Here is a 12625-nt window from a genome sequence, read left to right on the forward strand (position 1 = left end):
CGGCCGGCCCGGTGCCGGGGGGTGGCACCAGGCCGGGCCCCGCGGCGGCGCCGGTCACGGCGGCGCCGGTCGGGCCGAGGGGCGTCACCTCGCCCAGCGGGCGGGCGACGACGGTCGGCGGGACGGTGGGGGCCGGGGCCGGCGGGACGGTCAGCGCCGCCGCCGGCGGGGAGAAGGTGTCGCGCAGGGCGGTGCGCAGGGAGTCGCCGACGGCGTCGTCGAGGGGCAGCGGGACGCTCACCGCGACCGTGACGGCCGCCGCGACCACCACCGACGCCGCGAGCAGCCGCCGTCCGCGGCGCCGGGGCGGGACGTCCTCGTCGTCCGGCACGGCGAACGGCCCGACCACGGCCGTCGGCGGGCGCTGCGGGCCCGCGGGCGCGGCCGCGGGCTCCTCGTCGGTCGCCGCGGACGACGTCCCCCGCGCCGCCACCGCGGCCCCGAGCGCGACGACGGTCAGCGGGTCGGCGTCGGCGGCGACCGGGCGCCCGAGCGCCTCGGTGAGCATGCGCGCGACCAGCGGGATGCTCGACGACCCGCCCGCGAGCAGGACGTGGTCGACCTCCGCCGGGGCCAGGCCGGCATCGGCGAGCGTCGCGACGAACTCCTCGACCGTCGCGGCCACCGACTCCCGGATGCGCGCCTCGAAGTCCGCGCGCGACAGGCGCACCGACCGGTGCCCCGCGGGCAGGACGACCGGCACGGTCACCTCGGTGTCCGCCGAGAGCGCCTCCTTGGCCTCGACGCACTCGCGCCGCAGCCGGTGCAGGGCGTGCCAGCTCTCCGGGTCGTCGGGGTCGAGGCCGGCGAGGGCGTCGGCCACCTCGGCGCGGACGTGGGCGAGCACGGCCTCGTCGAAGTCGACGCCCCCGACGCGGTCGAGACCGCGCGGGGTGCCGAGCAGCGTCACCGTGCCGTCGGCGGCGCGGCGGGCCACGGCGGCGTCGAACGTGCCACCGCCCAGGTCGTAGACGGCGGTGGTCGAGCCGGCGTCGCCGCCGGACCGGCGCAGCGCCGCGTGCCCGAGCACGGCGGCGTGGGGCTCGGCGAGGAGCTCGACGGTGTCGAGCCCGGCCGCGGTCAGCGCGGCGCGCAACCGGGAGCAGCGGAAGTCGCCCCAGGTCGCCGGGTGGGTGACGACGACGTGGCGCGCCGGCCCGCCCTCGCGCTCGGCGACGCGGGCCAGCACCCACGCGACGATCGCGGCGGCGACCTCCTCGGCCGGCCAGGGCTCGCCGCCCACCACCGGCGGGACGTCGTCGCCGAGGCGGCGCTTGACCTCCCGCACGACGCGGTCGGGCTCGTCGGCGGCGCGGCGCTCGGCGCTCTCGCCCACGAGCACGGTCCCGTCGGCGGCGCGGTGCACCACGGACGGGACGACCGCGAGGCGGCTCCCGAGGGCCACCGTCTCCGGGTGCGTCCCGCCGTCGCGCAGCACCGCCGCGGCCGTGTAGGTCGTCCCGAGGTCGATCCCGAGGTCGTACGTCATGGCCGGCCCCCCCACCCATTACTCAGCGCTCGGTACCGATGCACCGAACGTGCACAGTGGCGAGGTTAGAGCGGCATTCGGAGCAACACATAGTCCGAATAGCCCACACGGGGGGTGGATGTTGCGACCCCCGGACCGGGCCCCACTGCTCCGTCGGAGACCCCGGGGGCCGATCCCCCCGGTGCCCCCACGAGGAGGGGGGTCATCCCCGCTCCCCGGGGGCCGGCGGCTGCCTAGCTTTCGTCGCCACCGGACGACCGGTCCGGACCCACGACGCCGGAGGTGCCCGATGCCCGCGACCGAGGCCAAGACGCTGCTGCAGTTCCTGCTCGACCTCTTCCGCGACCCCGTGGCGCGGGCCGAGTTCCTCGCCGACCCCGCCTGCACCCTGCAGGACGCGGGTCTCGACGACCTCACCCTCGCCGACGTCCGCGACGCGGTGCCGCTGGTGATGGACCACGCGCCGGCCGCCGTCGCCGCCCGCTACGACGAGGACGTGCGGGCCGGGGCCCTCGACGGCGCGGGAGGCGGCGGGGGCGCCGACGGTCCCCACGCGCTCGCCGGCCCCGCGGCCTGGGACGACTGGTCCGGGCCGGGCGGGTGGCACGGCTGGACCGGGGGCGGACCCGGCGGCGGACCAGGAGGCCCGGGGGGCCCGGGGGGCCCGGGTGGCCCGGCCGCGGCCCCGGGCACGGCCGAGATCGACCGCGTCATCGCCCACCTCACCGTGGCGACGACCACCTACCACTTCGACAGCCACGACACCGTGCTCAACCAGATCATCGACCAGAACATCTGGGCCGACGGGCCGGTCACCCAGGACTTCGACCTCAGCCCGACCGTCGCGTCTGGGGCCGGTGCGGTGGCCGGGGTGGACGGTGACGGCACGGTCGTCACCGGTGCCGGGGCGATCGTCGGCGACGACAACCAGGTCGTCGGCGACGGGACGGCCGTCGGGGGCGACGGCACCGCGGTCGGCGGCGGGCTCGCCGCCGGCGCCGGCGGGGCGGTGTCGATCGGCGGTGCCGCGACCGGCGGCACCGGTGTGGTCGCGGGCGGCGACGTCGCGGTGGAGAACGGGCCCGGCGACCTCGTGGACGACGACAGCACGACGGTCACGGACTCGGGCAACGAGACCGACAACAGCGTCGACGACCACAGCACGACGATCACGGACTCCAGCAACGAGACCGACAACAGCGTCGACGACCACAGCACGACCGAGATCGACAACTCCGACAACAGCACCACGGAGATCGACAACAGCGTCGACGACTCGGACAACAGCACGACCGACAACTCCGACAACAGCGACGACGACGTCGACGCGTCGGACAACAGCACCACCGAGATCGACAACAGCGTCGACAACTCGGACAACAGCGACGACGACACCACGACCGACATCGACAACAGCGTCGACGACCACAGCGACGTCGACGTGGACCTCGACGTGGACGACGTCGACGTGGACGTCTTCCCCTGATCGGGCATCGTGACGGGGAGTAACATCTGCTGGCTGTGCGGTGACGGGCGGTGCACGGGGAGGCCGTGCACCGCCCGTCCACGGCGGGGGAGCCCATGACCACGACCACCGCGACGCCACCTGACGCCCGTCGGGCCGCGGCGAAGCTGCTCGACGACGCCGTCGCCCTCGCGCGCGAACTCGACCGCGACGACGTCGCGACCTCGCTGGCCCGCGACGGGGCCCGGCTGCTCGACCCGGGCGCCCGGGTCCTCGTCGTCGGCGACTACAAGCAGGGCAAGAGCAGCCTCGTCGACGCCCTCGTGGGCGCCGACGTCTGCCCGGTCCACGCCGACGTGGCCACCGCCCTGCCCACCGTGGTGCGCCACGGCGAGGAGCCGTCGGCGGTGCTGGTCGGGCCGCACGGGCGGGTCGACGTGACGCCGAGCCGGCTCGCGGGCGCGGTCACGGGCCGCGACGACGAGCCGGGCTGGGGGCACGCCGAGGTCGCGCTCGACGCACCGCTGCTCGCCGACGGGATCACGCTGGTCGACACCCCGGGCGCGGGCGGGCCGGGCGGCACCCCGGCGACCCGGGTGCTCACCGAGCTGCCCGCCGCCGACGCCGTCCTGCTGCTCAGCGACGCCTCGCGCGAGCTGGCGGCCGGCGAGGTCGAGCTGCTGCGGGCCGCCGTCGCCCACGTGCCGACCGTCCTCGTCGCCCTGACCCGCACCGACCTGCACCCGGCCTGGCGGGAGGTCCGCGACCTCGACACCGCCCTGCTCGCCGAGCGCGGCCTCGCGGTCGAGGTGGTCGGCGTCTCGGCCGAGCTCGCCCGCCACGCCCGGGGCCGGTGGGGGACGCCCGTCGGCGACGAGCTCGCGGTCGCGTCCGGGATCCCGGCCCTGCGCGAGCTGCTGCGCCGCCGCATCGCCGAGCCCGCCGGCACCCGCACCGGGCGGGCGGTGGGCGAGCACGTCGCCGGCGTCCTCGCGTCGGTGCGCGCCGCGCCCGCCGCCGAGCTCGCCGCGCTCGAGGCCCCCGCCCGGGTCCGCGAGCTCGACGAGGCGCTGCGGGCCGCCACCGAGCGGGCCGCGGCGACCAAGGACCGCTCGGCCCGCTGGCAGCAGACCCTCGCCGACGGCGTCGCCGACCTCTCCTCCGACATCGAGTGGGACCTGCGCGACCGCGTCCGCCAGGTCGTGCGCACGGCCGAGGAGACGCTCGAGACGGTCGACCCGTCACGGGTGTGGGACCAGTTCGAGCCGTGGCTGGCCGAGGAGGTCGGCCGGGCCGCGGCGACCACGTACCTGTGGGCGGGGGAGCGGACGTGGTGGCTCGCGGAGCGCGTGGCCGCGCACTTCGCCGAGCCGGCCGCGGACGGGGCGCCGCCGGGCACGGCCCCGGTCCCGGCCGGGCGCTTCTCCGCCGAGCTCTCGGTGCTGCCGGCGGTGCCGCCGCCGGACCTCGACCGCCTGCGCGTCGGCCAGGCGCTGGTCGTCGGGCTGCGCGGCTCCTACAGCGGGGTGGTCATGGTCGGCCTGGTCTCGACGCTGTCGGGGCTGGCGCTGATCAACCCGTTCTCGGTCGGTGCCGGGGTGCTGCTCGGCGGCCGGACCGTGCGCGAGGAGCGCCGCCGGGCGCTGCGCCGCCGGCAGCTCGACGCCCGCCGGGTCGTGCGCCAGTACGCCGAGGAGGTGCAGTTCGTGCTCGGCAAGCACACCAAGGACATGCTCCGCGAGGTGCAGCGCACGCTGCGCGACCACTTCACCGGGCGTGCCGAGGAGGTCACGATGGGCGCGGCCGCCGCCGTGAAGGCGGCCACCGCCGCGCGGGACCTCGACGCCGACGTCCGCCGCCGGCGCACCGCCGCCGTCCGGGCCCGCCTCGAGCGGATCGACGGCCTGCTCGCCCGCTGCGGGGCGTCGTCGTGATCGCCGAGCGCACCCGCGCCGTCCTGGACCGGGCCCTGGCGGTCTACGCGCAGGACCCGGCCGCGGCCGCCGTCCTGCGCGCCCACCGCGACCGCCTCGACGGCCCGCTGCGCGTCGCTCTCGCCGGGACGCTCAAGGCCGGGAAGTCGACGCTGCTCAACGCGCTGGTCGGCGAGCAGATCGCGCCGACCGGGACCGCCGAGTGCACCCGCGTCGTCACCACCTACCGGGACGCGCCGGCCGCGCGGATCACCGCCGAGCACCGCGACGGCACCCCCGACCGCGAGCTGCCCGTCGTGCACCGCCGCGGGACGCTGGTCATCGACCTCGCCGGCACCCCGGTCGAGCGGCTGCGCGGGCTGCGGGTCGACTGGCCGTCGGCGAGCCTGCGCGCGGTCACCCTCGTCGACACCCCCGGCGCCGACTCCACCCGCCCCGGCATCGCCGGCCGGGCCCGGGCCTTCCTCTCCGCCGGCGACACGGCCGCGCCCGCCGAGGGCGCGGACGTGGCGACCGTCCTCGACGCGGCCCCGGACGACGGCGCGGACGTCGTGCTGCACCTGGTGCGCCACCTGCACGGCGCCGACGTCGCGTTCGCCGAGACGGTGGGCGAGCGCGCCGCGCGCGGCATCGGCCCGGCCGGCACCGTCGCCGTGCTCTCGCGGGCCGACGAGATCGGCGGCGGGCGTCTCGACGCGCTGGTCACGGCCGCCCAGGTGGCCCGGCGCTACCGGGCCGACCCCGGCCTGCGCCGGCACTGCCGCACCGTGGTGCCGGTGGCGGGGCTGCTCGCCGAGACCGCCCGGACGCTGCGCGGGTCGGAGTTCGCCGCGGTGCGCGACCTCGCCGCCGGCGCCCGGGAGGACGTCGAGGACGTGCTGCTCTCGGCCGACCGGTTCCTCGAGGCGCCCGAGCGGCTCGTGGCCGGCGACCACCGCACCCGCCGCGCCCTGCTCGACCGCTTCGGCGTGCACGGGCTGCGGCTCGCCACGACGCTCGTGCGCCGGGGTGCCGCCGACTCCGCCGGGCTGGCCGCCGAGCTGGTGCGGCGCAGCGGGCTGGAGGAGCTGCGCGCCGTCGTGGGCACCCAGCTGGTCGCGCACGGCGACGTGTTCCGGGCCCGCGCGGCGCTGGCCGCCCTCACCCGGGTGCTGCGCGCCGTCCCGGCGCCGCGGGCGGGCGGCGAGGCGGGGGCTGCCGAGCTGGCCGGGGCCGTGGAGCGGGTGCTGACCGGCGCCCACGAGTTCGTCGAGCAGGACGCGCTGGTCGCCCTGCACACCGCCGGGCTCGGCGGGCGCGGCGACGCCGAGGAGGCCCGCCGCCTGCTCGGCGGCGACGGTCCGGACGTCACCGCCCGGCTCGGCGTCCCGCCGGACGCCCCCGCCGCCGACGTGCGCGGGCTGGCCCTCGACGCGCTGGCCCGCTGGCGCCGGGCGGGCGAGGACCCGCGGGCCGAGCGGGCCTGCACCGACGTCGCGCGGGTCGTCGTACGCAGCGTGGAGGGGATCCTGGCGGAGCGCTGACCCGCCGGACGTCGACCTCCGCCTCGCCTACGATGGAGGGTCGGGAGCTCGACCGTTCGGGAGGTGGGCGCGGTGAACGCCGAGGAGCGCCGCGTCGCCGTCCTGCGCGCGATCGTCGCCGACTTCGTGGCCACCAACGAGCCGGTGGGCTCGAAGGCCATCGTGGAGCGCCACAACCTGGGCGTCTCCAGCGCGACCGTGCGCAACGACATGGCGGCGCTGGAGGAGGACGGGTACATCGCCCAGCCGCACACCAGTGCCGGGCGCATCCCCACCGACAAGGGCTACCGCCTGTTCGTCGACCGGCTCCACCAGGTCAAGCCGCTCTCGAGCGCCGAGCGGCGGGCGATCACCACGTTCCTGGAGGGCGCGCTCGACCTCGACGACGTGCTCAAGCGCAGCGTGCGGCTGCTCGCGCAGCTCACCCGGCAGGTCGCGGTCGTGCAGTACCCGACGCTGACGCGCTCGACGGTGCGCCACCTCGAGGTCGTGCGGCTCACGCCGGCGCGGCTCATGCTCGTGCTGATCACCGACACCGGCCGGGTCGACCAGCGGGTGGTCGACCTCGGCGACGTCCTCGACGAGGAGGACGTCTCGCGGCTGCGCGCGCTGCTCAACAACGCCCTGGTCGGCCAGCCGCTGGCCACGGCGTCCGCCCGGATGGCCGAGCTGCCCGACGACGCCCCGGACGGGCTGCGCTCGCCGCTGCTCAGCGTCGCCGCCGTGCTCGTCGAGGCCCTGCTCGAGCGCCCCGAGGAGCGGCTGCTGCTCGGCGGCACGGCCAACCTCACCCGGGCGGGCACCGACGCCACGGCGCTGCGGGGCATGCTGGAGGCGCTCGAGGAGCAGGTGGTCGTGCTGCGGCTGCTGACCTCGGCCAGCGATCCCGAGACGGTCACCGTGCGGATCGGTGAGGAGAACGAGTCCGAGGACCTGTGGAGCGCGTCCACGGTGTCGATCGGCTACGGAGGGGGCACCACGGCCCTGGGCGGCATGGGCATCGTGGGACCCACCCGGATGGACTACCCGAGCACGATCGCGGCGGTGCGTGCGGTGGCGCGCTACGTCGGTGAGATCGTCGGGGGACGCTGAGCGCCCGCGACGCGGGCGGCGGCTCGAGAGCAACAGGACGGACGAGGACCAGCGTGGCGAAGGACTACTACGGAATCCTGGGCGTGTCCCGGGACGCGGACGAGGGCGAGATCAAGCGGGCCTACCGCAAGCTCGCCCGCGAGCTGCACCCCGACGTCAACCCCGACGACGAGACCCAGGCGCGGTTCCAGGACGTCAAGAACGCCTACGAGGTCCTGACCGACCCGCAGAAGCGGCGCATCGTCGACCTCGGGGGCGACCCCCTGGACACCAGCCGCGGTGGCGGCGGCGCCGGCGGCTTCTCCGCGGCGGGGTTCGGTGGCCTCGGCGACATCATGGACGCGTTCTTCGGCGCGGCCGGCGGCACCGGCGGGCGCGGACCGCGCAGCCGGGTGCAGCCCGGCGAGGACGCGCTGATCCGCATCGACCTCACCCTCGAGGAGTGCGCCACCGGCGTCGCGCGCGACCTCACGGTCGACACCGCGGTGCTCTGCGAGAAGTGCCACGGCGGCGGCGCCGAGCCCGGCACCCGCACCGAGACCTGCGACACCTGCGACGGCCGCGGCGAGATCCAGAACGTGCAGCGCTCGTTCATCGGCCAGGTCGTCACCGCCCGCCCGTGCCCCGTCTGCCGCGGCACCGGCGAGATCATCCCCAGCCCGTGCGCCCAGTGCGGCGGCGACGGCCGGGTGCGCTCGCGGCGCACTGTCACCGTCCAGGTCCCGGCCGGGGTCGGCGACGGGATGCGCATCCGGATGGCCAGCCAGGGCGAGGTCGGCCCGGGCGGCGGCCCGGCCGGCGACCTCTACATCGAGGTCTCCGAGGAGCGGCACGACTACTTCACCCGCGACGGCGTCGACCTGCACTGCCACCTGAGCCTGCCGATGACCGCCGCCGCCCTGGGCGCGACGCTGCCGCAGCGCACGCTCGAGGGCGACGAGGAGCTGACCATCGAGCCGGGCACGCAGCCGGGCACCACGCTGACGCTGCGCGGGCGCGGCATGCCCCGCCTGCGCTCCACGGGGCGCACCGACGGGCGCGGTGACCTGCTGGTCCACCTCGACGTCGCCGTGCCCGACCGTCTCGACGCCCGCCAGACCGAGCTCCTGCGCGAGCTCGCCGAGCTGCGCGGCGAGGAGCGCCCGGAGCTCCTGGCCCACCGCGGCAACGGCCTGTTCGGACGCCGGCGCTCGGGCGGCCGCGCGCGATGAGCCGCCCGTGAGCACCTCGGCGGGCACGTCGGCCAGCGCCTGGACCCGCCCGGCGCTGTTCTGGGTCGACGCGGTGCCCGAGTCCGGCGAGGTCGTGCTCGAGGGCGCCGAGGGGCGCCACGCCGCCGACGTGCGCCGCGTCCGTCGCGGAGAGGTGCTGCTGATCGGCGACGGCGTGGGGACCCGCGCGCGGGCCGAGGTCACCGAGGTCGGCAAGAGCCGGGTCACCACCCGGGTGCTCGAGCGCCGCGCCGAGCCCGGCCCGGCGCTGCGCGTGACGCTCGCCCAGGCCCTGGCCAAGGGCGACCGCGGCGAGCTCGCCGTCGAGCTGGCCACCGAGGCCGGCGTCGACGCCGTGGTGCCGTGGCGCGCCGCGCGCAGCGTCGCCCGCTGGGAGGACGGCACGCGCGGGGAGAAGGCGCTCGCGCGCTGGCGCTCCACCGCCCGGGAGGCGGCCAAGCAGGCCCGCCGCGCCCACGTGCCCGACGTCGCCCCGCCGGCGACGACGCCGGACCTCGCGGCCCGCGACGCCGACGCCGTCCTGCTGCTCGAGGCCACCGCCGCGGACTCGCTGGCCACCGTGCCGCTGCCCGACGCCGGCGAGCTCGTGCTGGTCGTCGGGCCCGAGGGCGGCATCACCGACGAGGAGCGCGCGCTGCTCACGGGCGCCGGGGCCCTCGAGGTGCGGCTGGGTCCCGACGTCCTGCGCACCTCGACGGCCGCGGCCGTCGCCCTCGGGGCGCTCGGCGCGCGCACCGGTCGGTGGGCGTGAGGGTGGCCCGTCGCCGGGTGCTGGGCGGCGCCCTGGGCGGTGTCGCCGCCCTGGCCCTCGCCGCGTGCGGGGGTGTCGCCACCCCGACCGGCGGGGTCACGGTCCCGCCGACGGCCCCGGGCACCCCCGGGCCCCAGCGCGTCGCGTACGGCCCCGACCCGTCGCAGTACGGGGTGCTGCACCTGCCGCCCGGCAACGGCCGGGCCCTCCCGGTGGTAGTCGTCGTCCACGGCGGCTACTGGCGAGCGGCGTACGGGCTCGAGCTCGGGACGCCGCTGGCCGTCGACCTGACCAACCGCGGCATCGCGGCCTGGAACGTGGAGTACCGGCGGGTGGGCGCGGGCGGCGGCTGGCCCGCGACGTTCACCGACCTCGCCGCGGCCGTGGACGCCCTGCCCGGCGCCGTCGACCAGGCCACGGGCGGGCGGCTCGACCTCGACCGCGTCGTGTTCCTCGGGCACTCCGCGGGCGGCCAGCTGGTCGGCTGGGCGGCGAGCCGCGAGCGCCTCGACGCGGGCGCGCCCGGCGCGGACCCGCAGGTCCGCCCGGTCGGCACCGTCAGCCAGGCCGGGGTGCTCGACCTCGTCGCCGGGGCGGCCCAGGACCTCGGCGGCGGGGCGGTCACCGACCTGCTCGGCGGCGCGCCCGACCGCGTCGCCGACCGCTACGCGCTCGCCTCCCCGACCGCCCTCGTCCCCGCCCCCGCGCCGGTCGTGTGCGTCCACGGGGACGCCGACACCGTCGTCCCGCTGGACCAGTCGCAGCGCTACGTGGCCGCCGCCCGGGCGGCCCGCGGGGACGCGCAGCTGCAGGTCGTGCCGGGTGCGGACCACTTCGCGGTGATCGACCCGGCGCACCCGGCGTGGGCGACGGTGCGCGCCGCGGTCGAGGGGATGCTGTGAACGGCACCGCGGCGACGTCGGCCGGGGCGCTAGAATGGAGCAAAGGATCACGGACGGCGAGGAAGCAGGACAGTTCAGCACGTGACCGGTGACGCAACCTCCCGGATCGTGGTGCCCGAGGCCGCGCTCCTGGCCCTCCTCGGCAAGCGCGACGAGAACCTGCGCGAGGCCGAAGGACTCCTGGCCGCCGACGTCCACGTCCGCGGCAACGAGCTGACCCTGACCGGCGAGCCCGCGGACGTCGCGTTCGCCGAGCGGGTGTTCGCCGAGCTGGTCGTGCTGGCCAGCCGCGGGCAGCAGATCGACCCCGACGCCGTGCGCCGCTCGGTGCGCATGCTCGGCGAGGACGACACCGACGGAGAGGGCGGGTCCTCCCCGTCGCCGGCCGAGGTGCTCAGCCTCGACATCGTCTCGCGCCGCGGGCGCACCGTCCGGCCCAAGACGCTGAACCAGAAGCGCTACGTGGACGCCATCGACGTCAACACGATCGTCTTCGGGATCGGGCCCGCGGGCACGGGCAAGACCTACCTCGCGATGGCGAAGGCCGTGCAGGCGCTGCAGGCCAAGCAGGTCAACCGCATCATCCTGACCCGGCCGGCCGTCGAGGCGGGGGAGCGGCTCGGGTTCCTGCCCGGCACGCTGTCGGAGAAGATCGACCCGTACCTGCGCCCGCTCTACGACGCGCTGCACGACATGCTCGACGCCGAGTCGGTGCCGAAGCTCATGGCCGCCGGGACCATCGAGATCGCCCCGCTGGCCTACATGCGTGGGCGAGCGCAGCCGGTGGACACGCCGGTCCTGACGCCCGACGGGTTCCGCCCGATCGGTGAGCTCGCCGTCGGTGACATGGTCATCGGGCGCGACGGCGCCCCGACGCCGGTCCTCGGCGTCTACCCGCAGGGCCGGAAGCAGGTCTATCGCGTCACGGCGCAGGACGGCGCCTCCACCCTCGCGTGCGGCGAGCACCTGTGGTTCGTGACGACGCCCGACGACCGTCGCCACGGCAAGGCGGGTCGGGTCCTGCAGACGCAGGACATGATCGGGAACGTCTTCTGGTCGCACGCCCACCGGTACGAGCTGCCGCTGGTGTCGCCGGTCGCGATGCCGCGGCAGGACGTCCCCATGGACCCGTACGCCCTGGGCCTCCTCCTGGGCGACGGGTGCCTCACGACGGCGACCACGCCGAGCTTCTCGACGAAGGACCCGGAGCTGGCCGCGGCGCTGGACGCCGCCCTGCCCGAGGCCGACGTGACGCACAAGTCCGGCTTGGACTACGTGCTCAAGCGCGCCGGCGGCGGCGGGCGCGGTGGAGTCATCACGGCCAACCCGGTGACCGCCGTCCTCCGCGAGCTGGGCCTGGCCGGCACGAACTCGTCGACCAAGTTCGTGCCCGAGGCCTATCTCCAGAACGACGTCGACACCCGGATCGGGCTGCTGCAGGGACTCCTCGACACCGACGGCGGCCCGGTGACCCAGGACGGCCGTACCTGCCGGGTGCAGTACTCCACGTGTTCACCGCGGCTGCGGGACGACGTCATCAGCCTCGTCCGGTCGCTCGGCGGCGTCGCCTACAGCCGGGTCCGGCCGGCCGAGGGCCGTCGTCCGGGCTTGGCCGCCGGCCGACCCGTCCACTACCGCTCCGACGCCTACGTCGTCGACGTCCGGCTCCCGGCCGAGATCGCACCGTTCCGCCTGACGCGGAAGCGAGAGGCGTACGAGGCGACCGGCGGTGGACGGCCGCGTCGCTACATCGACAGCATCCTGCCCGCCGGGCACGCCGAGTGCGTCTGCATCTCCGTCGCGGCGGAGGACTCGCTCTACGTGACGGAGGACTACCTCGTCACCCACAACACCCTGAACGACGCCTTCATCATCCTCGACGAGGCCCAGAACACGACGCCGGAACAGATGAAGATGTTCCTGACGAGGTTGGGCTTCAACTCGAAGATGGTGATCACCGGCGACGTCACCCAGGTCGACCTCCCGGGCGGCTCGACGTCGGGGCTCCGGATCGTCCGTGACATCCTCGACGGGGTCGATGACGTCGTGTTCTCCGAGCTGACCTCGCACGACGTCGTGCGGCACCGGCTCGTCGCGGACATCGTCGACGCCTACAGCCGCTACGACGACGCCCAGCAGCGGCGGCCCCAGGCGGTGACCAGCGCCCCGCGCACCGGGCCGCCGGTGGGTCCGCGCAACCGCGAGCGCCGGGGCCGATGACGGACCCCGATGCGGAG

8 protein-coding genes and 2 pseudogenes are annotated in these 12625 nt (G+C 76.6%); 9 read left to right on the forward strand and 1 reads right to left on the reverse strand.

Annotation, left to right across the window (positions count from 1 at the left end):
* On the reverse strand, positions 1-1489 hold a 1489-nt coding region (locus ABD994_RS24940), incomplete at its 3' end, for an Hsp70 family protein (protein ID WP_345421925.1).
* Between the two features lie 289 nt (positions 1490-1778).
* Between ABD994_RS24940 and ABD994_RS24945 the strand changes: the two genes are divergently transcribed.
* The 9 genes and pseudogenes from ABD994_RS24945 to ABD994_RS24985 form a co-directional block, all read left to right on the forward strand.
* Positions 1779-2975 (forward strand): IniB N-terminal domain-containing protein, encoded by a 1197-nt coding sequence (locus ABD994_RS24945; protein ID WP_345421928.1) that lies wholly within the window; start codon positions 1779-1781, stop codon positions 2973-2975.
* Positions 2976-3070: 95 nt separating this feature from the next.
* A complete protein-coding gene (locus ABD994_RS24950) occupies positions 3071-4888 on the forward strand; it encodes a dynamin family protein (protein ID WP_345421931.1) in 1818 nt (605 codons plus the stop codon).
* Positions 4885-6411 (forward strand): dynamin family protein, encoded by a 1527-nt coding sequence (locus ABD994_RS24955; protein ID WP_345421934.1) that lies wholly within the window; start codon positions 4885-4887, stop codon positions 6409-6411. The genes ABD994_RS24950 and ABD994_RS24955 overlap by 4 nt, the downstream gene beginning before the upstream one ends.
* 72 nt (positions 6412-6483) lie before the next feature.
* Entirely contained in the window at positions 6484-7503 is a 1020-nt protein-coding gene (gene hrcA, locus ABD994_RS24960) for a heat-inducible transcriptional repressor HrcA (protein WP_345422044.1), read from the forward strand.
* 53 nt (positions 7504-7556) lie between these two features.
* On the forward strand, positions 7557-8714 hold the full coding sequence (gene dnaJ / locus ABD994_RS24965; RefSeq protein ID WP_345421937.1) for a molecular chaperone DnaJ: 1158 nt from the start codon (positions 7557-7559) through the stop codon (positions 8712-8714).
* Between the two features lie 7 nt (positions 8715-8721).
* Complete coding sequence (locus ABD994_RS24970) at positions 8722-9486, forward strand: 16S rRNA (uracil(1498)-N(3))-methyltransferase (protein ID WP_425550121.1); 765 nt, start codon at positions 8722-8724, stop codon at positions 9484-9486.
* Complete coding sequence (locus ABD994_RS24975; protein ID WP_345421940.1) at positions 9483-10388, forward strand: alpha/beta hydrolase family protein; 906 nt, start codon at positions 9483-9485, stop codon at positions 10386-10388. The genes ABD994_RS24970 and ABD994_RS24975 overlap by 4 nt, the downstream gene beginning before the upstream one ends.
* An 81-nt stretch (positions 10389-10469) precedes the next feature.
* Positions 10470-11162 (forward strand): annotated as a pseudogene (locus ABD994_RS24980) (PhoH family protein); the annotation flags it as partial.
* Positions 11163-12239: 1077 nt separating this feature from the next.
* Positions 12240-12608: pseudogene (locus tag ABD994_RS24985) on the forward strand (PhoH family protein); the annotation flags it as partial.
* Between the last annotated feature and the right edge of the window lie 17 nt (positions 12609-12625).

It is taken from the genome of Actinomycetospora chlora (assembly GCF_039542135.1).
In the GTDB taxonomy this organism is placed as follows: domain Bacteria; phylum Actinomycetota; class Actinomycetes; order Mycobacteriales; family Pseudonocardiaceae; genus Actinomycetospora; species Actinomycetospora chlora.

What these genes read in the sequence shown, in the direction of transcription:
- ABD994_RS24945 (WP_345421928.1), top strand. Translation starts at nt 1,779, where the DNA reads ATGCCCGCGACCGAGGCCAAGACGCTGCTGCAGTTCCTGCTCGACCTC.
- ABD994_RS24950 (WP_345421931.1), top strand. Translation starts at nt 3,071, where the DNA reads ATGACCACGACCACCGCGACGCCACCTGACGCCCGTCGGGCCGCGGCG.